A 23,335-nucleotide genomic window follows, 5' to 3' on the forward strand; every position below is an offset into this window, starting at 1 on the left:
TCGCTCAATTAACTGACAACGTGGCTAAGTTGTCGATGACGCCGGACTACATGCTCGGTCGTTTCAAAATGTTGGGCAAGATGTTCGACCATATAAACGGACCGATGTTGTCCGCCGGTACAACCGATCGCGACCGTTAGATAGCTACGATTGTCTTGTTTAAAGGACGGAAGCCATTTGCTGATGAAGCCTGCTATGTCGTGCAGTAACTCCGCGACCTGCGGCAACTCGTCAAGAAAATCGATGACCGGTTGATCGCGACCGTTCAACGGGCGCAGGACCGGATCGTAGTGTGGATTGGGCAGCATGCGGACGTCAAACACCAGATCCGCATCGAGTGGCACGCCATGCTTGAAAGCGAACGATTCGAACAGCAACGTCAGCGGGGCGTGTTCGGTATCGACCAGATCTTTGATCCAGCCGCGTAGTTTGTTGGTACTCAAATCAGACGTGTCGATGATATGACCAAGACCTTCAATGTCTACCAGCAACTCACGTTCCCCAATGATGCATTCGGTCAGCGTCATACGGTCTGAGGGATTCTGGCCGGGACGTAAGCGATGCGATAACGGATGACTACGGCGAGTCTCAGAAAAGCGTGCGATCAATGCTTCGGTTTGGGCGGTCAGAAAAATAACTTTGACGTCATGACCTTGGGCTTTTAGCTGTTTAATATCGGAAGGAAGCCGTGCCAACGAATCGGCGCTACGTGCGTCGGTGGCAACTGCGAGCATTTGGATGTCCTCGTCGACGCGGGTTGCGACCAATTCCCGTAATAAAGTCGGTGGCAAATTGTCGACGCAGAAGTAGCCAGCATCCTCTAAAACGCGAAGGGCGACAGATTTTCCGGAGCCGGAAATGCCAGTGATGAGAATTATTCGCATAGTCTAATAGGTCGCATGAGTCGTGTTTTTACCGAAATTGCTAAAGATGCTTGCGCAAAATAAGGGTCAAGCAGGCGTCAATACAGCGCCAATCAGAGTCGTCGAAACCGGTTGCGTCAACTCTGTTGGACGTGGTCTGGTAGGGAAACATAACATATCTGGCGAAATAATTTCACATTTGGAATGCGTGCAGAGGCACGCCAACGTTTCACGTGTGCTTATTTTGCCCGAATACTACTTTAATAAATATCGCTTTCGCTGTCCATAACTGCGCGTTGGCGCGCGATGAAGTCTTTAAGCGTGTCGATGCCGCGCAATTGCAAAATGGTATTGCGCACCGCCGCTTCGAGTAGTACCGCTATATTGCGACCGGCGGCGACCGGTATGATCACTTTGCGCACTGGGAGTCCCAGGACATCATCGTAATGCGCATCAAGCGGCAGGCGTTCATAGTTTTCTTCCAAAGTGGCGCGACGCACCAGATGGACGATCAGTTTCAGGCGCATTTTGCGGCGGACCGCAGTTTCACCAAAGATCGTTTTGATATCTAGCAGACCCAAGCCGCGCACTTCTAAAAGGTTTTGTAGCAATGGCGGGCAGCGACCTTCGATCATATTTGGCGCAATGCGGGCAAATTCGACCGCATCGTCAGCCACCAGGCCGTGACTACGCGAGATTAGTTCAAGCCCAAGTTCGCTTTTGCCGAGGCCGGATTCGCCGGTAATGAGTACACCAACGCCGAGTACGTCCATAAATACGCCATGCATGGTGATGCGTTGTGCTAATTTTTTTGATAAATAGACGCGTAAATAATCGATTACCTGCGCGGCCGGCAGCGGTGTCGAGAATAAAGGTATATTTTTTTCGTCGCAAATATCCAGAATGTCGGGCGGCGTGGCCAGTCCTTGCGCGATGATAAATGCCGGTGGCGCACCAGCGACCAACTCTGACGTTTGATACGCGCGTGACGTCTCAGACAGGCGTTTGTAGTATTGCGTTTCCTGATGACCAAAAACCTGAATTCGTCCGGGATGGATCAGATTCAAATGGCCGACTTGATCGGCTGCCGATGCCGCATCTCCTGAAATCAGGCGTTCGCCGCCCGGAAAACCGGCAAACCAGCCGAGTTGTAGCGACTCGCGATTGTCTTCGTATAGTTGTTGAATGGATAAAGGCGTACTTGAGGGCATAGGAGGGCAGTTTGAACAGTTAAAGGGCTGCGCATTGAGTGACCGCCTGCGATTAATCTGGATGTCGCCGCGAATTAACTACAATCGGGAGTTGCATGCGCTCACCCCAATACGCCGGTTTTTACAAATAAATCATGATATTTTGTACTGTCTTTCGTGCTGCCAGTGCCTTCACATTCTTTTATTAGACTTATCTTAGGATTGTTTTCGTCTGCATGCCCGGCGTGTACAATTTGTGTAAGTCCTTATAACTGCGTATCGAGGCTTGTTTATTTATTGTTTTTTTTTAATCTCATTTAATCATGGCCTATTTTGCATCCTTTTAGGTCGCATTTTCGGCGCTCATTGGCTGCCATCCAATGAGCTTTGCATGAATTGAAAGCGGATCAGGATCGGTATTCAGTATCTCCCTAAAAGTATCGCTGGAAAACATTTCTGCTACTTCCGATAGGATTTCAAGATGGTGTTGCGTCGCATGATCCGGGACGAGCAAAAATACCAGCAAACCGACTGGCTCACCGTCGGGTGATTCAAACGGAATCGGCTGGGCTAACCGCACAAAAGCAGCGAGCGGCGCCTTCAAACCTTTGACACGTCCGTGCGGTACTGCAACACCGTGACCAAGCCCGGTTGAGCCGAGTCTTTCGCGCGCAAACAGGTTGTCTGAGACGGTCGAGCGCGCAATGCCGCAATTGTTTTCGAACATGAGTCCAGCTTGCTCGAAAGCACGTTTTTTACTGGAAACTTCCAGATCCAGTACAACGTTTTGTAATGGCAGGATTTTTGCGAGATTAGTCATTTTACGAATCAGTTTCTGCACTGTAGTGATGTTGTGCAGAATTATAGGCCTGAATCTGACTCGTAGCACCTAGTTGCCGCATTGGTTGACGTAAACGTTATATTTTAAGCAGCTATTTAGTCGACCTCAAAGCGAGCAAACAACAACAGTACATCGCCATTACCCTTGTTGCTGGATAAGCGTGGAATATACGAGGCCATCAATTTCGCTTTTTTTGTCCCGATTCCGGCAATTGGCAAAGGCAGTGGAAACGGGAAACCACCGAAATAATCTTGGCGACTGACTAACATAGCAGTGTAACCAGCGCTAAATTCGATTGGCGTTTTTGGCACATTAAAGACCCATTCGTAGGCGTATCCAGCCATTAATTGTGGTTTAAAGTGCGAATCACGAATCCCGAAAAAATACAGTGATTCGTCATTTCCATCAGCATTGCGGAATGTGCGCCCACCGCCTATGCCCCATGCTTTTTCGTTCAACTCCCTGATCCGTTCGGCAGTGTAGGTATTCCGACCATGATAGGCGTAGCCGGATAAATACACTTCCTCTGCGCCATTGTCGGTAATGTTGCCAAGACGGTTTTTAGTTTGTTGCCACCAACCGGCGCTGTCGCTGGTTTCTTGTGCTTCTTGGGCGTAAGAGGCGGTAAAGCAAAGCATCATGATCAGAGTAATCGTAGCTTTTATATAATATAAGTAGTTTTTTTGTACCATAAGGGACTCATTAAAAATAGCAAAAAAGTGGAAGCAACATTTCCCACTCGGCAACGTCATTTTTTGGATGCAAAAATAACGATGATGATCGGTTTTTATTTTTGTTCAGGTGTTGGTGCAAAAAACAGTGCTTCGGCGAAGCGACTGTTCTATGCCTTAAACGATGCATTTAGGTGATGCATCAGTTGCGGATTCGACAATGAGCAATCAAAGGTGTACATAGAAGAAAAATAGATGCTACTGACGTGCGAGACGACGATTGGATGGTGGTGGACCTGAAAAGTTGCAACGCCAAGGATTAATATCCAATCCGCCTCGACGGGTGTAACGCGCATAAACGGATAATTTTTGAGGCGAGCACTGTTGCATGATGTCCATAAAAATGCGTTCGACGCATTGTTCATGAAATTCATTGTGATCGCGAAAACTGATTAAGTACTGTAGTAAGCCTTCCTGATCGATGGGCGTACCGACATATTGAATTTGTACGCTGCCCCAATCCGGTTGCCCGGTGACCAAGCAATTCGACTTGAGCAAATGCGATATAAGTGTTTCATTGACGGGGATGGCATGTCGGTCGGTTTTTAATAAAGATGGTTTTGGCTGATAGTCGGTGACGTCAATATCTAGTCGATCTAGCAATATTCCTTGCGGCTCCTTGATCATTTGAGCGGCAAATGCATCCGCTGTGGTCAGCATTACCTGTACGGTAGTACCAAATCCAAGCGATAAATCGGCACGCAATAACGCCAGCAATGCATCGGTATCGGCTAATTTTGTCTGATTGAAGGAGTTCAGATATAGCTTGAAAGACTTCGATTCGATGATGTTCGGGGAGTCCGCCGGTGCCGTGATGGTTGCGATGGCTACTTGCGGTTTACCACGCAAATTGAGCCACGATACTTCATACGCATTCCAGATATCGACACCGAAAAACGGCAATGCGCCGCGAATCCCGATTTCTTCGCGCTTGCCAGCGCGTGCGATAGAAAACAATAACGTTGGGTCGTATTCAGCTGTGTAAGTGGCAACTTTGCCTAACGGCGAGAATTCTGGCGTAATGGGAGCGTTCATGATTTTGATGGTGCGTAAATGCGTATTCGTCGATTGCCGGCAAAGCCAGAACTCCAGTGTGGCATGGAGAATTTTGAGAAAATATAGATTGAAAAAAACTTTATCGAAGCGCTATTAACGGGGTAGTCGTTGTCGGTCTGATAGTAACGATCAAACGCAATGATCGAGCATAATGATTGAACGACTCACCGTTTGACCGCCAGGACATAAGCTTGGCGGTCAATAAACACACAGACATGAACCTTGGTTAAGGTCAAAAATAGTTAACAAAATACGTTGTATTTCTTTGATGAAGGGATTGCGTAGTGATCCGAATTATTTTCCATCACGACACTTTATTCCAGATATAGTTTATCCCAAAAACAGTTTATAGACAGGGTTCTCACTTTCATCCCAATAGCGATAACCTAGATTATCCAGGAAGCCACGGAATGCTTTCATTTCCTTTTTCGGCACTTGCAGGCCAATTAAGATACGGCCAACGTCGCCACCTTGGCTCCGATAATGGAATAGGCTTATATTCCAGTTTGGTGCCATACAGTCAAGAAAGCGCGTCAGCGCGCCCGGACGCTCAGGAAATTCAAAGCGATATAGCAACTCATCATGCGCCAGCGCACTTTTGCCACCAACCAGATGGCGGATATGTACTTTGGCTAGTTCATCATGGGTCAGATCAAGCGTGCTGAAACCATGCTTCTCGAAATTTTTGGCGATCTGTCCAGACTCATCGTACGTTGAGGTTTGCACGCCGACAAAAACGTGCGCAGCTTTTTCGTCACTGATGCGATAGTTGAATTCAGTGACGTTGCGATCACCAACCAATTTGCAAAAACGACCGAAACTTCCGCGTTCCTCTGGTATCGTGACGGCAAATACCGCTTCGCGCGATTGGCCGATATCTGCCATTTCAGAGACGAATCGCAACCGATCAAAGTTCATATTGGCACCGGAAGCGATGGTAATCAGCACTTGATTTTTAATCGGCTTGCGGGTGCCTTTAGCGCGCTCGATATAGGCTTTGGCACCGGCTACTGACAACGCTCCGGATGGTTCTAGAATACTTCGCGTGTCCTGAAATACATCTTTAATGGCGGTACAAACTGCGAATGTGTCGACCAGAATGACTTCATCGACATACAGTTTGGCGAGACGAAACGTTTCTTCCCCGACAAGTTTGACGGCAGTGCCGTCGGCAAATAGCCCTACATCGGCTAAAGTAATCCGGCGACCCGCTTTAAGACTGCGCGCCATCGCATCCGAATCGACCGTCTGGACGCCGATCACCTTGATTTCGGGCCGCACCGCTTTGACGTAGGCGGCGATTCCTGCAATCAAGCCACCGCCACCAATAGGGACGAAAATTGCGTGAATTGGTGCTGCATGCTGGCGCAGAATTTCCATGCCGACTGTACCCTGACCTGCAATGACGTGTGGGTCATCAAATGGATGCACAAAGGTCAGCTTATGTTTTTTCTGCAGCGTTAATGCGTGGTTATAGGCTTCGGTGTACGAATCTCCAAACAGCACTACTTCGCCGCCACGGGCGCGTACAGCATCGACCTTGACCAGAGGTGTTGTGGTCGGCATAACGATCATGGCGCGACAACCAAGTTTAGATGCCGACAAAGCCAGACCTTGGGCATGATTACCCGCGGACGCACAAATGACGCCGCGTTTGAGTTGCTGCGGAGTCAAGCTCGCCATTTTGTTATATGCGCCGCGCAATTTAAAACTAAACACGCTATGCATATCTTCGCGCTTGAAATAAATCTGGTTCTCCATCTTCAGAGACAGCGTCCGCGCCAGTTCAAGTGGCGTTTCCTGCGCGACGTCATAGACGCGGGCGGTCAAGATTTGCTGCAAATAATCTGTAGTCATGGTCAGGTCAAATTAGCGCGCTGCGGCAGATTAGGAAGCTCCTGAATCGCTAGCGCCAGGTCAAGTTTAAGGTCTATCCGAAATGTAGACAGCCGATCATTATAATGGACCGCTTTGCGTGTTGGCGTGAATGGCTTTATAAGCTGCTATTTAGTCGTTATTTCGGTAGGTATTCGGCACTTGTTTTAAAAGCATGCGCCCTTTTTTAACCCCTTCTTTTTAAATTTTTATGATTGAATCAGCTGTTGTATGGGCGTTAGGCGTGCTTGCGATACCGACCGTTGGGTTATGGTCGGTGTTCATCGTCAGTTTTGTATCCGCCACTTTGTTACCAATGGGCTCAGAGCCCGCCGTGTTTGCGGTCATCAAAGCTAACGGTGCGCTTTATTGGTCCGTCATCGTGGTCGCCACCGCTGGGAATACACTCGGTGGCGCATTGGACTATTGGATGGGGTACAGCGCCAAGCAGGCATTTGCACGCGAACGCAAAAGTCGTTGGTTCCATTGGTTGGAGCATTACGGCCCAAAAACGATGCTATTGAGCTGGTTACCGATTATCGGCGACCCCATTTGCACTTTGGCAGGTTGGTTGCATTTGCCGTTCTGGCCAAGCGTCATGTATATGGCAATCGGCAAATTTTTACGTTATATCGCTATGACATGGATACTTATGTCATTACCGGATGGATTCTGGCGGCAGCTCGCGCACTGGCTGTTTTAACAGCGCCATATTCTGAATTAATGGCGTAATTCTGGTGTATAAATAATACGTATCACGCATTGCTAACCAGATGAAACGGATTGTTTATACGATAAGTCCATGCAGAAAGATGCCAGCCAATGCGGGAGTGATCAACAACATGACCAGTGGCGGCACGATACGGACTTGCCAAGGTTGTGCGCTTAGCAAGTGAGAAAGGCCAGAGTAGCGATTGGTAAGTACTTGATGACGAGTGCGCATGTTTAGACTCCAGTTCAATGAGAAAGGTTATAGCGTTAAGCTGAATAAGCCGACTGCTAGCCTTTGCACTCGGCGTATTCGGCGAGTGTGACAGCAACGTTGTCGAAGATGACGATCATAAATTGATGCCACATAATTGCTTTCGTATGATTGTGCGATACATTAATTATAGAATAAAACTATTAATTATTAATAGTTGATTGTTTTTATCGATTCAATTGCTTATTGCTATGACGCAATCTATTATTTTTGTAGAGATATAATTTTTCACAAATGCGATTTTAGTTATCATTTTAACCATTCTAATCTACGGATTTTGATGCTGAAATTGCGGCCATGCACAAATTGATGTCGCACAAACACTAGCTTGTCGTCGCGACTCTTCGCTATAGGCTAAAATGCTTACTCAGCGGCAGCCTACACTCTCTATATAAATGAACGCCCCAGTACAAATCCAAGCTCTAGTATCAGATGCACCACACGGTGCAACCCCTACGCGCGTGCGCGAGATTCCCTACAATTACACCTCTTTTTCAGATCGTGAAATTGTCATTCGGCTCCTCGGTGAAGCTTCGTGGGCGTTGCTCGATGAATTACGTTCCAAACGTCAGACCGGTCGCTCAGCACGTATGCTGTACGAAGTCTTGGGCGATATTTGGGTCGTACGTCGCAATCCCTATTTGCAAGACGATATGCTCGACAATCCAAAACGTCGGCAGGCGCTGATTGACGCGCTGAACCATCGTTTGGCAGAAGTCGATAAGCGTCGTCTGGATATCGCACACGCGCAAGATCATGACGACGACGCGATCCGCCGTAGCGCCAAGGTGGAAGCATTGGTCGAGGCTGCACGTTTGGCTATTAGCAAATTTTCGGACGAGTTCCGTCAGACTTATGATTTGCGTAAACGCACCAATAAAATTTTGGGGCGCTATACCGCCAAAGACAACATCAAGTTCGACGGACTGTCACGTGTATCGCACGTAACAGATGCTACCGACTGGCGCGTTGAGTATCCGTTTGTGGTCCTGACACCCGACAGCGAAGATGAGATGGCGGGACTGGTCAAAGGTTGTATCGAACTCGGTCTGACCATTATTCCGCGTGGCGGCGGCACCGGTTACACGGGCGGTGCGATTCCGCTCACACCGTTTTCAGCAGTAATCAATACCGAAAAGCTGGAACAACTCGGCGAAGTGGAAATGGCTGTATTGCCAGGTCTGCAAACGGAATACGCGACTATTTTCTCCGGCGCTGGTGTAGTAACCAAGCGCGTAGCGGATGCGGCTGAAAAGGCCGGTTTCGTTTTTGCGGTTGACCCAACCTCGGCATCCGCATCCTGCATCGGCGGCAATATTGCCATGAATGCGGGTGGTAAAAAGGCCTTGTTATGGGGCACTGCCATTGATAATTTGGCAAGCTGGCGCATGGTCGATCCAAACGGCGATTGGCTGGATGTCACGCGACTGGATCACAATCTTGGCAAAATTCATGACACGCCTTTAGCGCGTTTTAAACTGGAATGGCGGCATCCGGCGGCAAAAGGACATCCGGCAGAAGCGACGTTCAAGACTGAAATTCTTGAAATACCCGGCGGCACTTTCCGCAAGGAGGGTTTAGGCAAGGATGTTACGGATAAATTTTTAGCCGGTTTGCCTGGTATTCAAAAGGAAGGTTGCGACGGGCTGATCACGTCCGGCGTGTGGATTTTGCATAAAATGCCAAAGTTCACCCGTACCGTCTGTCTGGAGTTTTTCGGTCAGGCACGCGATGCGATTCCATCGATCGTTGAGATCAAAAACTATCTCGACGGTCTTCCCGCAAAAGGCGAAGGATTTACGTCGATTCGCCTCGCCGGTCTTGAACATCTCGATGAGCGGTATTTGCGCGCAGTCGGTTATTCGACCAAGTCCAAGCGCGGCGTGTTGCCGAAAATGGCCTTGTTTGGCGACATTGTGGGTGACGATGAAAACGCTGTCGCACACGCAGCGTCGGAAGTCGTGCGTCTGGCGAATAACCGTGTTGGTGAAGGGTTTGTTGCCGTTAGTCCAGAAGCGCGGAAGAAATTCTGGCTCGATCGCTCACGTACCGCGGCTATTTCCAAGCATACCAACGCCTTTAAAATTAATGAAGACGTGGTCATTCCGCTCAATCGGATGGGCGAATACACCGACGGTATCGAACGCATCAATATTGAGTTATCGATCAAAAACAAGTTGCAGTTGTTAGATCAATTGCAAGTCTTTTTTGCCAAAGGTAATTTGCCTTTGGGTAAAAGCGAAGAGTCCGATGGCGATGATATCGCTGGCGCAGAGTTGATGGAACAACGGGTTCCTCAAGCGCAGGATTTGCTGGCAAAGGCGAAGCTGCGCTGGACGTATCTTTTGCAGCAACTGGATGCACCGCTGGCCGACGTAAAGGCGGAATTAGCAGCATTGGGTCTGGATAAATTAAGTGCGGTGTTTGAGCAGCGCTTGATTCAGCAACCCGATGCACGTTTATTTGACGTGGTTCAGGACCGCACCGTCAGCATCTCCTGGAAGCAGGAAGTCCGTGCGCAATTGCGCCAGATTTTCAATGGTGGCGCGTTCAAGTTGATATTGGACGAATGCACGGCTATTCATAAAACAGTATTGCGTGGCCGTGTATTTGTCGCGCTTCACATGCACGCCGGTGATGGCAATGTCCATACCAACTTGCCGGTGAACTCCGATCACTACGACATGTTGCAGGACGCACACGCTGCAGTTGCGCGCATTATGAAGTTGGCGCGTTCGCTGGATGGCGTGATTTCGGGTGAGCATGGCATCGGCATTACCAAGCTGGAGTTTTTGACCGAAGATGAAATCAAGGATTTCCGCGATTACAAATTACGCGTCGATCCAGAAGGACGTTTTAACAAAGGTAAATTACTGAATTTGCCGGGCCTTGAAGCTGATTTAAGCAATGCTTACACGCCGTCGTTCGGCTTGATGGGACACGAATCGCTGATCATGCAGCAAAGCGACATCGGCGCGATTGCTACGAGTATCAAGGATTGCTTGCGCTGCGGTAAGTGCAAGCCGGTTTGTGCAACGCACGTGCCTCGCGCCAACTTGCTGTACTCGCCTCGCAATAAGATTCTGGCGACTTCGTTGCTGGTCGAAGCCTTCTTATATGAAGAGCAGACACGGCGCGGCATTTCGATCAAGCATTGGGAAGAGTTTGAAGACGTCGCGGATCATTGCACCGTCTGTCACAAGTGTTTGACGCCTTGTCCGGTCGATATCGACTTTGGTGAAGTGTCGATGAACATGCGTAATCTGCTGCGTAAGATGGACAAAAAATCGTTTAATCCGGGCACGACAGCGGCGATGTTTTTCCTGAATGCCAAAGATCCTGCGACGATCAACATGACCCGCAAAGTGATGACCGATTGGGGCTTTAAGGCACAACGACTAGGTAACGAAGTGCTGAAAAAGTTTGCCAAAAAGCAGACTAAAGCGCCACCGTCAACGATTGGCAAAGCACCAATTAAAGAACAGGTCATTCACTTTATTAACAAGAAAATGCCAGGTAATTTGCCGAAGAAGACCGCGCGCGCGTTACTGGATATTGAAGACGATAAAGTGATTCCGATCATTCGGGACCCGCAGACAACGACGGCCGAAACCGAAGCAGTGTTTTACTTCCCCGGTTGCGGTTCGGAACGCCTGTTCTCGCAAGTTGGTCTGGCGACGCAAGCAATGTTGTGGCACGTTGGCGTACAAACGGTGTTGCCACCTGGCTATTTGTGCTGTGGTTACCCGCAACGTGGTTCTGGCGATTTCGACAAAGCCGAGAAGATCATCACCGATAATCGGGTGTTGTTTCATCGGATGGCGAACACCTTAAATTACCTCGACATCAAAACTGTCATCGTGTCTTGCGGTACTTGCTATGATCAACTTCAGGGTTATGAGTTTGAGAAAATATTCCCCGGCTGTCGCATCATCGATATCCATGAATATTTGCTGGAAAAAAATCTTAAACTGGAAGGTGTTAACGGCACGCGTTATATGTATCACGACCCTTGCCATTCGCCGATGAAGTTGCAAGACCCACTGAAAACCGTGAATGCGTTAATCACGACTATAGACAATCAGAAGATCGAGAAAAATGATCGCTGCTGTGGTGAATCCGGTACTTTTGGCGTGAGCCGTCCGGACGTATCAACGCAAGTGCGCTTCCGCAAGGAAGAAGAGATGATCAGCGGTGCGGATAAAGTGCGCGCGGATGGTTTCACCGGCGAAGTCAAAATTCTGACATCGTGCCCATCTTGTTTGCAAGGGCTAACGCGTTACAACGATGACTCCGGCACGACTGCAGATTACATCGTGGTCGAAATGGCGAAGCATTTATTGGGCGAAAACTGGTTGCCGGATTACGTCAACCGCGCCAATAGCGGCGGCATAGAACGCGTGTTGGTATAACCATGACGGCCAGTTCTGCGGGTTGTGAATTGTGCGCAAGCGAGGGCGGAGAAGTGCTCTCTCGTAACGACAAATATCGCGTGGTATTGGTCGATGATGCCCAATATCCAGGATTTTGTCGGGTTATCTGGCATGCGCATGTGAAGGAAATGACCGATTTGTCCGCTGACGATCGTGATGGTTTGATGCGCGCTATATGGCGAGTTGAGCAGGCGATAAGGGCGGTCATGCAGCCGGAAAAAATCAATCTTGCTTGCTTCGGCAACATGACGCCGCATGTGCATTGGCATGTGATTCCGCGCTATTTGGATGACGTGCATTTCCCGCAACCAGTATGGGGAACGATTCAACAAACGACACCCTCGGCTGTGCTGGCCGCCCGTCAGGCGTTATTGCCGTCATTGCGAGCAGCGCTTTTGCAACTTTAATACGCACCTTTTGGTTTGCATTAATTTTCACATTAATACGTCGCACTTTAATTTATATACGGATACACCATGCTCGGCTCCAAACAATCTGCTCCTACTCCGATTCCCGTATCATTTACCGCCCATCAAAAATCAGGCGTATTGGAAGTCGTTTTTGATGACGGTAAGACGTTCTCGTTGCCGTTTGAAATGATGCGCGTCTATTCGCCTTCGGCCGATGTACAAGGTCACGGCGAAGGTCAGGAAACATTGCAAACAGGCAAGCGCGGTATTACCTTGGCAGCGCTTGATCCGGTTGGTAACTACGCCGTTAAACCGACCTTTTCGGATGGTCATGAAAGCGGTATTTTTACGTGGGCCTATTTATATAAATTAGGTCAGGAACAAGATGCGCTCTGGGAAGAATATTTGCGTCGTTTGGACGATGCCGGGCACGGACGTGATGCGGGGCGGGATTTATCGATGACTGCCAAAAAGGCAGGCGGCCATGGTTGCGGTTAAGTCTTAACGATTGCATGCCAATACAGTTATTGGTCCTGCTACTGTTAGGCTTAGCGGCAGCAATGTATCGCGACGAGGCTTAAAATAGTGTTGCCAAGGAGGGCATGTTCGTACAAATTGGCCATTCAGGACGGATATTATTTGAAGATATTTTCGTGTAGCTGTGTACTCACTGAGGCTAAATTCAATGCTGTCGATACCAGAAATTTGCGGGCTGTTTGAAGACGGAGGCCACGCTATGTATTCGGGCGAACCGGTATCGCAGCGTGAACATGCTTTGCAAACGGCAACACTTGCGGCACAGGCCGGTGCAACGTCAGAACTGATCTGCGCCGCTTTACTGCACGATCTGGGACACTTGCTCAACCCTCAGGGCGAGACACCATCGGAACGTGGAATCGACGATACCCATCAATATTTTGCCATTCCTTATTTGCGGGGTTTGTTTAGCCCTGCGGTGTTAGAGCCGATTCGCATGCACGTGGATGCCAAACGCTATTTGTGTGCGATCGATTCAACCTATTACGACCAGCTATCGGACGATTCCAAGCGGAGTCTTGCCCTGCAAGGCGGCGTATTTTCCACCCACGCCGCGGCAGAGTTTATCGCGCGCCCTTACGCCGCAGATGCCGTTAGCTTGCGTTTGTGGGATGATTTGGCTAAGGACGCTGATATGGTTACGCCAGCGATGCCTTATTTTGCTACGTTGATGGCTGATTGCGCATTAACTAAAGTTACCAGCTAATGGCGCGATGTTCCCTAAAGCGGATGGAACGCATGTCTGGACCAGAGGGTGTTTAAGCCTATTGATTAAGCTGCACGACCTCGCTTCGGGTAGGAAACTGCCTCTACAAGTAATTGTCTTCGATTCTCTCTTTGACAACAACATCTACAGCGGGCTTGTATAATGCAACCCTGTCTTAATAAGGTTATCGATATGACCAATACTACCCATTTCGGTTACAAAACTGTCGCTGAAGAAGACAAGGTGCATAAAGTCGCCGAAGTTTTTCATTCGGTCGCGGCTAAATATGACGTCATGAACGATTTGATGTCGGCTGGCATGCATCGGCTATGGAAAGCGTTCACAATCGCGCAGGCTGCCATACGTCCCGGATTTAAAGTGTTGGATATTGCTGGTGGAACCGGCGATCTGGCTAAAGCCTTCGCTAAACGCGCTGGGCCGAGCGGTGAAGTTTGGTTAACCGACATCAATGAGTCAATGCTGCGAGTTGGACGCGATCGCGTCTTGAATACTGGGTTATCAACCCCCACTTTGCTTTGTGATGCCGAGAAATTGCCATTTCCGGACAATTACTTTGATCGCGTGTCAGTTGCCTTTGGTTTGCGCAATATGACCCATAAGGATGTGGCGTTGTCAGAAATGCGCCGTGTTCTTAAGCCGGGCGGCAAACTGTTGGTGCTGGAATTTTCGAAAGTCTGTGAGCAATTGAAAAAGCCTTATGACGTGTATTCGTTTTCAGTATTACCCTGGTTGGGCAAAAAAATTGCCAACGACGCTGAAAGTTACCGCTATCTGGCCGAGTCAATCCGTATGCATCCAGATCAGGAAACGCTGAAAAAAATGATGCAGGATGCGGGGCTTGCGCGTGTCCAGTATTTTAATTTAACCGCTGGTGTGGCTGCGTTGCACACCGGGATCAAACTGTAAGTACTCTGCCAGGAGGCAGCATGAAAAAATTATTAGTGATATTAATGTTGATTGTCAGTGCGTTGTCGCTGACGATATCAAGTGCAGAAGCTCGACGATTGGGCGGTGGCGGTTCGTTCGGCAAACAGTCTTCCGGGATTTCACGCTCAGTGCCGAGTAGTCCATCGCAACAAAATTTCGCTCGCCCTGCTGCACCAGCGGCAGCGCCCGGCGTAGCCCCTAAACCTGCCAGTCCATTGAGAGGCATCATCGGCGGCGCATTGTTAGGCTTGGGTTTGGGCGCTTTGATGTCCCATTTTGGTATGGGCGGTGTTGGCGGATCATTCCTGATGATCATTTTATTAGCGTTTGTTGTGATTTTTGTGGTCCGCATGGTAATGCGCCGAAATAGCGATCCCGCGCCAGCCTATCCAAATGCCTATTCCGATAGCCCTGGAAGTACGCGTGCCGCTAACGATAATAACAATACAGGTTTCACGCCGGAAATAGGCTCACGCCTCGAACCGGCGCGACCAGCGGCGTTTCAAACTGACACGCCGGTCGCCGGACATGCTAGCGCCCCTTGGGGCGTTCCAGCAGATTTCGACGTTCCTGGCTTCGTGCGGAGTGCAAAAACCTATTTCATCCGTCTGCAAGCCGCGTGGGATAAAGCTGACACCAGTGATATACGAGAGTTTACTTCGCCAGAAATGTTCGGCGAGTTAAAAATGCAACTGCAAGAACGCGGCGCGTCAGCCAATAACACGGACGTGGTGCAACTCGATGGCGAGCTAATGGGCATCGAAACGGTGAATGATCATTATCTTGCCAGCGTTAAATTCAGTGGCTTGATTAAAGAAGCACCGGAAGCGTCAGCCGAGCCGTTCACAGAAGTCTGGAATCTATCGAAGCCAGTGTCGGGGCCGGGCGGTTGGATTTTGGCGGGGATTCAGCAAGTCAATTAAGTGCGTTGTTTAGAACGGTGCAATACGGATTCAGTGACATTATGGTTTTTTGCACTGTTGTACGCCCAATACGCCGCGCAGCGATGTACCGATGACGTATTGACGGAAGACCCGCCTGAATGGACGGAGACGTTTTTGGTTAAGCGTTTTCCTATAAGTAGCGCTCTGATGCGAGATGCGCCGTCAGTTTTAAACAGCTTCTGATAAACTTAGACCGCCCGTGAATTGTCACGGGCGGTTTTGTTTTGTGACCAGGACTTTTCCCTTGAACTTTACGCCTCTTACCGCAGCTGTTAACCATTTGCTTACCCAAGAACCTTGGGCTCAGCGTAAACTTGCCGCGCATGCTGACAAGATCGCTTACATCGATAGTGGTGCAATAGTGCTGAAGTGGCAAATTACGCCAGACGGCTTCTTGCAGGCACCAGTTACGAAAGTGGAATCGGCATCGGCATCAGCATCAGCATCAGCATCAGCATCAGCATCCATTTTGGCCCCAAATGTCACCATACGGATGAAATTGTCGGATTTGCCATTAATGGCGCAAAATCCCGAACGAGCATTTTCTTATGTCACTATTGAAGGCGATGCAGACTTCGCTAATGCGATTTCTCAAGTTGGCTTAGGTTTGCGGTGGGATGCTGAACAAGACCTGAGTAAGTTGTTCGGTGATATTGCCGCCACGCGCCTGGTCTCGATGGCAAAGTCAACGTTACAGACAGTGCAGACGACGCACAAAAAGTTGGCAGAAAACGTGGCCGAATATTTCCTTGAGGAAAAACCGTTGCTAGTACGCCCGCATGCGGTTTCTGATTTTACGCAAGAGGTCACGATATTACGCGATGACGTCGAGCGGTTGATCAAACGAATTGAGCGTATTGAACGCATAAATGCCGGTTCTGCCTAGAAACCGTAGCATCTAGGTGTGTAGATGATTGGGAGTAATAGCGCAGCGAATAGAATGGTCTCTAAAAACAGAAAGATTGCCAGTATCAGAATGGCTAGCGCCGCTTAGCACATTGGACAGTGCAGCCGTCGTACCGTGCGTCAGTTTTTGAAAGAGGTCAAATGCAAAATACTATGTTGAAGGCCGGGCACCAATGATTCTAAAATTTTTACGGGTTATAAAAATTGCACGCGTCGCCATTCGTTATGGTTTAGACGATATTGTGATGTCAGGATTTGATAAGCCGCGTATTTCTAAGTTAATCAATACGCTGTTATTTTGGCGCGATTTGTCTGCTCCCCGTGGCGAGCGCTTACGCAAGTCGCTCGAAGAGTTGGGCCCTATATTCGTTAAATTCGGTCAGGTATTGTCGACTCGCCGCGACTTGCTGCCGGGTGACATCGTCGATGAACTGGCGGGCTTACAAGATCGGGTACCGCCGTTTAGTTCTGACCTTGCAATCGCACAAATTCAGAAATCGCTTAAGGCCCATCCAGATCAACTTTTCGCCAGTTTTGATCGCCAACCTGTTGCCTCCGCTTCCATTGCGCAAGTTCATTTTGCGATGCTCAAAAATGGACGCGAGGTCGCGGTGAAAGTGCTGCGTCCTGGCATGAAAAAATCTATCGATGAAGATGTGGCGTTGATGCATTTAGCCGCTGAACTGGTCGAAAAATTATGGGCTGACGGCAAACGGCTGAAGGCACGTGAAGTGGTCGGCGAGTTTGATAAGTATTTACACGACGAACTTGACCTGATGCGTGAGGCCGCTAACGGCAGTCAGTTACGCCGGAATTTTGCCGACTCTGATCTGTTAATGGTCCCCGAGATGTTTTGGGATTATTGCTCATCATCTGTCATCGTAATGGAGCGCATGCACGGCATTCCGATTTCGCAGCTGGATCGTTTGCGGGCGGCCGGTGTCGACATGCAAAAGTTATCTAGTGATGGTGTGGAAATTTTCTTCACGCAAGTGTTCAGAGACGGCTTTTTCCACGCTGATATGCACCCGGGCAATATTTTAGTGTCGGTTGCGCCCGCTACATTTGGTCGTTATATCGCGCTCGATTTCGGCATTGTCGGAACACTTAACGATTTTGATAAAGATTATCTCTCACAAAATTTTCTAGCATTTTTTCAGCGCGATTATAAACGCGTCGCCGAAGCGCATATCGAGTCTGGCTGGGCACCGAAAGAGACGCGGGTGGATGAGTTGGAATCGGCAGTGCGCGCTTGTTGCGAACCCATTTTTGATCGCCCGTTGAAAGACATTTCTTTCGGTCAGGTACTGTTAAGACTGTTTCAGACTTCGCGCCGCTTTAATGTAGAAGTGCAACCACAGCTCGTCTTATTGCAGAAGACGCTTCTGAACGTCGAAGGCCTTGGGCGTCAATTAGACCCCGAACTGGATTTGTGGAAAACTGCAAAGCCTTATCTTGAGCGTTGGATGAGCGAGCAAATAGGTTGGCGCGGCTTGGTGCAACATTTGAAAATTGAAGCACCGCGATACAGCAAATTATTGCCGCAGTTGCCGCGCCTGATACATCAGGTTCTGTCTCAAGTCGTAGATGGACCTAAAGGTCAGGATGAAAAGCTGCTGTTATTAGCGCTTGCGGAACAAAGAAGAACCAATCATTTACTCGGTATCCTGGTGTATTTTGGCGGTGGATTGATGGGGGGAATATTGCTGACCCTGATCTTTCAGCGTTGGGGATATTTATATTTCGGCGCCTAATAAAAGATTCAGACGGAGAAAATTCTGGTTTGGTTGTCTCACCTTTACACCTGACGCTTCAACGTCGCGCTTGATTATGTGATTATCAGCGCTGCATTTGTCTGCGCAAGTAGTCATTGAACGCGGGTATACATATTGACCTTGAGAATGTGATTTAAAGATTCGTTTATCCAGCATTTAATTGTGTGTTCCTCTTTTGATTGAGAAATTATTTCGCCATGACAACACCGATATCCAATCAGACACCGACAGGCATTCCATCATTCACGACGCGTGATTCGGCTAAGCCCGATTTTTGGAGTGAACGTTTTCAGTCGGCCTTCACGCCTTGGGATAAAGGCGGTGTGCCTTCGGCGTTGGAGGATTACATCAATCGATCTGTACCGACGGTGACGCTGATTCCAGGGTGTGGCGTTGGATACGAAGTTGCCTGTTTCGCTAGCGCAGGTTGGGATGTGACTGCCATTGATTTTTCTGAAGCGGCGGTTAGCGCGGCTCAGGCGACACTTGGTAGTTTGGGTTCTCGCGTTGTCCAAGCCGATTTCTTTACGTTCAATCCGGTGAAGCCTTTAGGATTGATCTACGAACGGGCTTTTTTCTGCGCGTTACCGCCAGCGATGCGCCCGGCCATCGTTGAGCGCTGGGCGGCATTGCTATTGCCGGGTGCGACGCTAGCTGGATTTTTCTTTTTTGGGGATAGTCCAAAAGGGCCGCCTTTCGGTATTGATCGGCCAGACTTGGAACAGTTATTGCTACCGTATTTTGAGTTGATTGAGGATCATCCTGTCACCGATTCTATTCCGGCATTTGTTGATAAAGAGCGCTGGCAAGTATGGCGGAGGCGTCTTTAGAAAGCCAAAACGGTGGATTGCGTCGAGGATGACTAGTTCTCCGATGTATCTTTAATGGCGCAGTCGCACTATCTTCGTGCGGATGCTTTTGGAAACCATTGCGACAGTCATAAAACAGAGCGTGCTTGCGAATGTTAATGGTCGCATGAACTTCAGACCAAAACGCTGTGAGGCAAAACTTATTTCTTTGCCGGGGCATGGTAAGTTCGCGTAAATAAGTGCTTTTTTGCTACAATCTGCGCTTTTGCTTTCCGGGGCAACATCCATGGCTTTGCTCGAAATTCGTAACGTTAGTCGCTTCTTCGGTGACTTCACCGCGGTTAATAACATCAGTTTGTCGATTGAGGCCGGTGAATTCTTTACGTTGCTGGGCCCGTCAGGTTGCGGCAAAACCACTTTACTTCGCATGATCGCCGGGTTCGATTTACCCAATGCGGGCCAAATAATGCTGGATGGCGTTGATCTCGTAGGCATTCCGCCCGAGCAACGTCCTGTCTGCACCGTGTTTCAGAATTACGCGTTGTTCCCACACATGACGGTGAGCGCTAATATCGCCTTCCCGTTAAAAATGGCAAAACTTCCGCCAGCAGAAATCAAACAAAAAGTAGTTGAAGCGCTGGAAGATGTGCGGCTGGTCGGTTTTGGTGCGCGCTACCCGCACGAATTGTCTGGTGGTCAGCGGCAGCGTGTCGCGGTCGCGCGTGCGCTTGTATCCCGACCGAAATTGCTGTTGCTGGACGAACCGTTGTCAGCGATGGACGCGAAGTTGCGCGAGCAGATGCAGATTGAACTCATCAATTTGCAAAAAGAAGTGGGTATTACCTTTGTCTATGTAACCCACGACCAAACCGAAGCATTGGCCTTGTCGCATCGCATCGCGGTCTTGAATCACGGTCAAGTTGAGCAGTTGGACGAGCCATCACGCATCTATAGTTATCCCAAAACCCGTTTTGTTGCCGATTTTATTGGCACATGTAATTTATTAGATGGTGTTATCGAGAGCATCGACGAAGCCACGATGCATCTTGATGTCGCGGGACTGGGTCAAGTCACGGCAGCGTTACCACCTGATGCGGTGATTGGTCGAAAAGGAACGCTGGCGTTGCGCCCCGAAAAGATTCTAATCAGTGCCGCAGTTAGCGGGCACAGTGCGGAAAATCATTTTAAGGGCTACGTGAAAGAACTTCTATATCTCGGTGACGTGACGGTCTACATTGTGCAAACCGAAGGTGGGGCGGCGATAGAAGCACTGCTAGCCAATTCGGCTGCCGGGCGCGCCAAGTTCTTTGAAGTCGGCGATGCTGTTGATGTGGCGTGGAGTTTCGAGGCAGGACATTTTTTGTATGATTCTGTATGAGTGAGGCCGTACCCTTGTTACCGTCACCACGCCCAAGCCCAAGCCCAAGCCCAAGCCCGCGCGGACGATTAGCACGCTGGTTGATTAGCGGGCCGCCGTTGGTCTATCTGCTGATATTTTTTGCGATTCCTAGCCTGATCATGGTGTTTGCATCGTTTCGCTACGCTGGCGATTACGGTGGACTAGAACCCATCTTCGACGCGGCGGGTAAGCTTAATCTGACGATCGAAAGCTATACGCGGTTTGCGTCCGACTTTATCTATACAGCGATTTTTTTGAAATCCTTGATGTACGCATTGATCACCACTTTTTGCTGTCTGATCATGGCGTATCCGGTGGCGATACTCATCGCCCGAAGCGCCAAAAAATATCGCGATTTATTGATTCTGTTGGTGATCCTGCCATTCTGGAGTAATTTTTTGATCCGGGTATACGCCTGGATGATTATTTTGGGGCCGCAATCGGGTTTGACCCGTGCGCTCAATTACGTATTGGGATTGGTTGGCGTGCAGCCGGTGACGCTGTTATTTACCGCGTTTTCGGTGATCGTTGGTCTGGTCTATGTTCACTTACCTTTCATGGTCTTGCCGCTCTATGCTAATTTGGAAAAACATGATCCGGCATTGCTGGACGCCGCGCAGGATTTGGGTGCGTCGGCGTGGCAGCGTTTTTGGCGGATTACTTTTCCGTTATCGCTACCCGGTGTTTATGCTGGCGCGGCGCTGGTTTTCATTCCGGCGTTGGGGATTTTTGCGGTGTCGGACATACTTGGCGGAACAGGCGGCATGATGATTGGTAATGTCATCAAGCAACAATTTTTGGAAACCCGCGATTGGCCATTTGGGAGCGTGTTGTCGATTGTGTTGACGGTCGCCGCACTAGCGGTGGCGGGCGTGGCTATGCTCGCATCAAGACCAAGACGACAAGGATAGAAAAATATGGTGAATGTTCATCGACTTGATGGCATCAATAAACGCACCATCGCGTTATGGGCAGTAGCGGTGTTGGTATTTGGTTTTTTGTACGTGCCGTTGATTATTGTGATGGTGTATTCATTTAATGACTCCCAACTCAACGCAGAATGGGTCGGATTCACTTTTGATTGGTATCGCAAGCTGTTTAATGACCACGAGATGTTAAGCGCTGCCGGAAACTCGCTGATGATTGCCCTGGTTTCAAGCGCAGTCGCGACAGTGCTTGGAACGATGGCTGGTTTTGCGATGCACCGGTATAAGTTGAAGTTACTGCCTTTATTGGTGCTGACGCCGATTGCGATTCCCGAAATCCTTATTGGCGTGTCGCTGCTGATTTTCTTTGTAATGCTCAATATCACGTTAGGGTTGGTATCGATCACGTTAGCGCATATTGCCTTCTGTATTGGTTTTGTCGCTATCGTGGTGCGCTCGCGCTTGTCTGGTATGGATGAAAGCCTGACTGAAGCGGCACGGGATTGTGGTGCGACACCGCTTCAGGCTTTCCGTCTGGTGACGCTTCCGTTAATTATGCCCGGCGTTCTAGCTGGCGCGTTGATGGCGTTTACGTTGTCAATCGATGATTTTGTCATCACTTTTTTTACCGCGGGTGCGAATGCCTCAACGTTGCCGTTACAAATTTATTCCATGATCAAGATTGCGGTTACGCCCGAAGTGAATGCGGTCTCAACCCTGTTAATGGTGCTGACGCTATTTCTTATTATTGTGGCTGCGAAGTTAGCTCCTAGCGCACTGCGCTCGTCGTCTTAATTGCGTACCCATTTGCGTGCTCAATTGCGTGCTTTATTGCCTTCTTAATTTCATCCACATCATCATTCCTCAAGGATTGCCATGAAAAAATTGTTTTCCATGTTAGCGCTGCTCGTTGTCAGTATTGCCGGTGTCACTACGGCTGTTTCAGCGCAAGCGGCCGACGAATTGCATTTGTATAACTGGAATAACTATATCGCGCCTGAAACCGTGCAGCGCTTTGAAGCCTCTTGTAAATGCAAAGTGGTGCAGACTTACTATGGTGACAATGAAGAAATGCTGGCTAAGCTTGCGGCAGGAGCCAAGGGTTATGACATTATTGTGCCCACCGGAAATGCGCTGGATGCTTTGATCAAGCAAAAGGCGTTGAAGCCTTTAGATAAATCGCAACTGCCGAATTTGAAGAATATGAATTCGGCATACATGAATAAGGATTTCGATAAGGGCAATGTTTATTCAGTGCCTTATGCTTATACGATCACGTTGTTGGGCTACAACGAGCAAAAAATAAAAGAACTGGGTATTCCGGTCGATAGTTGGGCGACTATTTTTGATCCCGCCATTCTGGCCAAGATCAAAGGCAAAGTGACCGTCCTGGATTCTGCCAATGAGTTGATCGCAGCCGCCATGAAATATCGTGGCTATTCTGCTAACGATACAGACGAAAAGCATTGGGAGGAGGCGAAGAATGTGATTCTGCGCGCAAAACCGTATTGGGCGGCGTTCAATGGAAGTAGTTATATCAAGGAACTCACCGTTGGGAACGTGTGGGTAGTGCATGGTTATTCGAGTGATATTTTTCAAGCTGATGTAGACGCTCAGAAGGCCGGTCGAAAATTCCGTATTCGGGCGGCATTGCCAAAAGAAGGTGCAGTATTGGCGCTCGACAGCATGGTGATCCACAAGGATGCGCCGCGTCCAGATCTGGCGCTGAAGTTTATTAACTTTATGCTAGATGGAAAAAATGCAGCCGAATTGACCAATTTGATCGGAACCGGCAATCCGAATGCTGAGGCCGCACAATACATCAATCCCGAAATTGCAAAAAATACAGCGATTTTCCCGACAAAGGCCACAGTTGCTAAATTGGAAATGTTGAAGGATCTTGATGGCAAACAGCGCCGCGCATTGAACCGCTTGTGGACTGAAATTCGCGCCCGTTGAGCCGTTTATCTGTTCTACGCGCACAAGAGAGACCTTTCATGCTGA

Annotated in this window: 21 protein-coding genes; 14 read left to right on the forward strand and 7 right to left on the reverse strand. The window is 49.0% G+C overall.

Annotated elements, in window-relative coordinates; genetic code table 11:
* Positions 1-8: 8 nt before the first annotated feature.
* The 6 genes from rapZ to ilvA all read right to left on the reverse strand — a co-directional run bounded on the left by rapZ (position 9) and on the right by ilvA (position 6,538).
* Complete coding sequence (gene rapZ / locus QN379_RS09485) at positions 9-884, reverse strand: RNase adapter RapZ (RefSeq protein ID WP_322233486.1); 876 nt, start codon at positions 882-884, stop codon at positions 9-11.
* A gap of 239 nt (positions 885-1,123) precedes the next feature.
* Positions 1,124-2,074, reverse strand: coding sequence for an HPr(Ser) kinase/phosphatase (gene hprK / locus QN379_RS09490; RefSeq protein WP_205323068.1), 951 nt, complete (start codon positions 2,072-2,074; stop codon positions 1,124-1,126).
* A gap of 322 nt (positions 2,075-2,396) precedes the next feature.
* Positions 2,397-2,873 carry a PTS sugar transporter subunit IIA gene (locus QN379_RS09495; RefSeq protein ID WP_322233483.1) on the reverse strand — a complete coding sequence of 159 codons (477 nt, stop codon included), beginning with the start codon at positions 2,871-2,873 and terminating at the stop codon, positions 2,397-2,399.
* Between the two features lie 116 nt (positions 2,874-2,989).
* Complete coding sequence (locus QN379_RS09500; RefSeq protein WP_323506538.1) at positions 2,990-3,586, reverse strand: hypothetical protein; 597 nt, start codon at positions 3,584-3,586, stop codon at positions 2,990-2,992.
* A 237-nt stretch (positions 3,587-3,823) separates the two neighbouring features.
* On the reverse strand, positions 3,824-4,660 hold the full coding sequence (queF, locus tag QN379_RS09505) for an NADPH-dependent 7-cyano-7-deazaguanine reductase QueF (protein ID WP_322233479.1): 837 nt from the start codon (positions 4,658-4,660) through the stop codon (positions 3,824-3,826).
* 351 nt (positions 4,661-5,011) lie between these two features.
* The gene (gene ilvA / locus QN379_RS09510; protein ID WP_322233477.1) at positions 5,012-6,538 is read right to left on the reverse strand and encodes a threonine ammonia-lyase, biosynthetic; all 1,527 of its coding nucleotides are present in this window, start codon (positions 6,536-6,538) and stop codon (positions 5,012-5,014) included.
* A 229-nt stretch (positions 6,539-6,767) separates the two neighbouring features.
* Here ilvA and QN379_RS09515 point away from each other — a divergent pair, with 229 nt between their 5' ends.
* Positions 6,768-7,259: a YqaA family protein gene (locus QN379_RS09515; protein ID WP_323506539.1), complete on the forward strand. Its 492-nt coding sequence runs from the start codon at positions 6,768-6,770 to the stop codon at positions 7,257-7,259.
* An 84-nt stretch (positions 7,260-7,343) separates the two neighbouring features.
* On the opposite strand, the gene QN379_RS09520 is transcribed toward QN379_RS09515, so the two are convergent.
* Positions 7,344-7,499 carry a hypothetical protein gene (locus QN379_RS09520; RefSeq protein ID WP_322233473.1) on the reverse strand — a complete coding sequence of 52 codons (156 nt, stop codon included), beginning with the start codon at positions 7,497-7,499 and terminating at the stop codon, positions 7,344-7,346.
* A 434-nt stretch (positions 7,500-7,933) separates the two neighbouring features.
* Between QN379_RS09520 and QN379_RS09525 the strand changes: the two genes are divergently transcribed.
* The 13 genes from QN379_RS09525 (at position 7,934) to QN379_RS09585 (ending at position 23,290) form a co-directional block, all read left to right on the forward strand.
* Complete coding sequence (locus QN379_RS09525; RefSeq protein ID WP_322233471.1) at positions 7,934-11,950, forward strand: FAD/FMN-binding oxidoreductase; 4,017 nt, start codon at positions 7,934-7,936, stop codon at positions 11,948-11,950.
* A 2-nt stretch (positions 11,951-11,952) separates the two neighbouring features.
* Entirely contained in the window at positions 11,953-12,378 is a 426-nt protein-coding gene (locus QN379_RS09530; protein WP_322233469.1) for an HIT family protein, read from the forward strand.
* Between the two features lie 69 nt (positions 12,379-12,447).
* Entirely contained in the window at positions 12,448-12,879 is a 432-nt protein-coding gene (locus tag QN379_RS09535; protein WP_322233467.1) for a DUF971 domain-containing protein, read from the forward strand.
* A gap of 187 nt (positions 12,880-13,066) precedes the next feature.
* A complete protein-coding gene (locus tag QN379_RS09540; RefSeq protein ID WP_322233465.1) occupies positions 13,067-13,624 on the forward strand; it encodes a phosphonate degradation HD-domain oxygenase in 558 nt (185 codons plus the stop codon).
* Between the two features lie 192 nt (positions 13,625-13,816).
* Positions 13,817-14,551 (forward strand): bifunctional demethylmenaquinone methyltransferase/2-methoxy-6-polyprenyl-1,4-benzoquinol methylase UbiE, encoded by a 735-nt coding sequence (gene ubiE, locus QN379_RS09545; protein WP_322233463.1) that lies wholly within the window; start codon positions 13,817-13,819, stop codon positions 14,549-14,551.
* A 20-nt stretch (positions 14,552-14,571) separates the two neighbouring features.
* Entirely contained in the window at positions 14,572-15,495 is a 924-nt protein-coding gene (locus tag QN379_RS09550; RefSeq protein ID WP_322233461.1) for a Tim44-like domain-containing protein, read from the forward strand.
* Positions 15,496-15,760: 265 nt separating this feature from the next.
* Positions 15,761-16,402, forward strand: a complete 642-nt coding sequence (locus tag QN379_RS09555; protein WP_322233459.1) for a sterol-binding protein — start codon at positions 15,761-15,763, stop codon at positions 16,400-16,402.
* A 193-nt stretch (positions 16,403-16,595) separates the two neighbouring features.
* On the forward strand, positions 16,596-18,176 hold the full coding sequence (gene ubiB / locus QN379_RS09560) for a ubiquinone biosynthesis regulatory protein kinase UbiB (protein WP_322233457.1): 1,581 nt from the start codon (positions 16,596-16,598) through the stop codon (positions 18,174-18,176).
* A 218-nt stretch (positions 18,177-18,394) separates the two neighbouring features.
* Entirely contained in the window at positions 18,395-19,027 is a 633-nt protein-coding gene (locus QN379_RS09565) for a methyltransferase domain-containing protein (protein WP_322233455.1), read from the forward strand.
* 265 nt (positions 19,028-19,292) lie between these two features.
* The gene (locus QN379_RS09570; RefSeq protein WP_322233453.1) at positions 19,293-20,384 is read left to right on the forward strand and encodes an ABC transporter ATP-binding protein; all 1,092 of its coding nucleotides are present in this window, start codon (positions 19,293-19,295) and stop codon (positions 20,382-20,384) included.
* The gene (locus QN379_RS09575; RefSeq protein ID WP_323506540.1) at positions 20,381-21,316 is read left to right on the forward strand and encodes an ABC transporter permease; all 936 of its coding nucleotides are present in this window, start codon (positions 20,381-20,383) and stop codon (positions 21,314-21,316) included. The genes QN379_RS09570 and QN379_RS09575 overlap by 4 nt, the downstream gene beginning before the upstream one ends.
* A 6-nt stretch (positions 21,317-21,322) precedes the next feature.
* Complete coding sequence (locus QN379_RS09580; RefSeq protein ID WP_322233448.1) at positions 21,323-22,126, forward strand: ABC transporter permease; 804 nt, start codon at positions 21,323-21,325, stop codon at positions 22,124-22,126.
* An 81-nt stretch (positions 22,127-22,207) separates the two neighbouring features.
* Positions 22,208-23,290 (forward strand): spermidine/putrescine ABC transporter substrate-binding protein, encoded by a 1,083-nt coding sequence (locus tag QN379_RS09585; RefSeq protein ID WP_323506541.1) that lies wholly within the window; start codon positions 22,208-22,210, stop codon positions 23,288-23,290.
* The last annotated feature ends 45 nt before the right edge of the window (positions 23,291-23,335 follow it).

The organism is Glaciimonas sp. Gout2, from assembly GCF_035018905.1.
Classification (GTDB): domain Bacteria; phylum Pseudomonadota; class Gammaproteobacteria; order Burkholderiales; family Burkholderiaceae_D; genus Glaciimonas.

Excerpts from the sequence above, each read along its gene's own strand:
- rapZ (WP_322233486.1), bottom strand. The coding sequence starts at position 884 with ATGCGAATAATTCTCATCACTGGCATTTCCGGCTCCGGAAAATCTGTC.
- hprK (WP_205323068.1), bottom strand. The coding sequence starts at position 2,074 with ATGCCCTCAAGTACGCCTTTATCCATTCAACAACTATACGAAGACAAT.
- QN379_RS09495 (WP_322233483.1), bottom strand. The coding sequence starts at position 2,873 with ATGACTAATCTCGCAAAAATCCTGCCATTACAAAACGTTGTACTGGAT.
- QN379_RS09500 (WP_323506538.1), bottom strand. The coding sequence starts at position 3,586 with ATGGTACAAAAAAACTACTTATATTATATAAAAGCTACGATTACTCTG.
- queF (WP_322233479.1), bottom strand. The coding sequence starts at position 4,660 with ATGAACGCTCCCATTACGCCAGAATTCTCGCCGTTAGGCAAAGTTGCC.
- ilvA (WP_322233477.1), bottom strand. The coding sequence starts at position 6,538 with ATGACTACAGATTATTTGCAGCAAATCTTGACCGCCCGCGTCTATGAC.
- QN379_RS09515 (WP_323506539.1), top strand. The coding sequence starts at position 6,768 with ATGATTGAATCAGCTGTTGTATGGGCGTTAGGCGTGCTTGCGATACCG.
- QN379_RS09520 (WP_322233473.1), bottom strand. The coding sequence starts at position 7,499 with ATGCGCACTCGTCATCAAGTACTTACCAATCGCTACTCTGGCCTTTCT.
- QN379_RS09525 (WP_322233471.1), top strand. The coding sequence starts at position 7,934 with ATGAACGCCCCAGTACAAATCCAAGCTCTAGTATCAGATGCACCACAC.
- QN379_RS09530 (WP_322233469.1), top strand. The coding sequence starts at position 11,953 with ATGACGGCCAGTTCTGCGGGTTGTGAATTGTGCGCAAGCGAGGGCGGA.
- QN379_RS09535 (WP_322233467.1), top strand. The coding sequence starts at position 12,448 with ATGCTCGGCTCCAAACAATCTGCTCCTACTCCGATTCCCGTATCATTT.
- QN379_RS09540 (WP_322233465.1), top strand. The coding sequence starts at position 13,067 with ATGCTGTCGATACCAGAAATTTGCGGGCTGTTTGAAGACGGAGGCCAC.
- ubiE (WP_322233463.1), top strand. The coding sequence starts at position 13,817 with ATGACCAATACTACCCATTTCGGTTACAAAACTGTCGCTGAAGAAGAC.
- QN379_RS09550 (WP_322233461.1), top strand. The coding sequence starts at position 14,572 with ATGAAAAAATTATTAGTGATATTAATGTTGATTGTCAGTGCGTTGTCG.
- ubiB (WP_322233457.1), top strand. The coding sequence starts at position 16,596 with ATGATTCTAAAATTTTTACGGGTTATAAAAATTGCACGCGTCGCCATT.
- QN379_RS09565 (WP_322233455.1), top strand. The coding sequence starts at position 18,395 with ATGACAACACCGATATCCAATCAGACACCGACAGGCATTCCATCATTC.
- QN379_RS09570 (WP_322233453.1), top strand. The coding sequence starts at position 19,293 with ATGGCTTTGCTCGAAATTCGTAACGTTAGTCGCTTCTTCGGTGACTTC.
- QN379_RS09575 (WP_323506540.1), top strand. The coding sequence starts at position 20,381 with ATGAGTGAGGCCGTACCCTTGTTACCGTCACCACGCCCAAGCCCAAGC.
- QN379_RS09580 (WP_322233448.1), top strand. The coding sequence starts at position 21,323 with ATGGTGAATGTTCATCGACTTGATGGCATCAATAAACGCACCATCGCG.
- QN379_RS09585 (WP_323506541.1), top strand. The coding sequence starts at position 22,208 with ATGAAAAAATTGTTTTCCATGTTAGCGCTGCTCGTTGTCAGTATTGCC.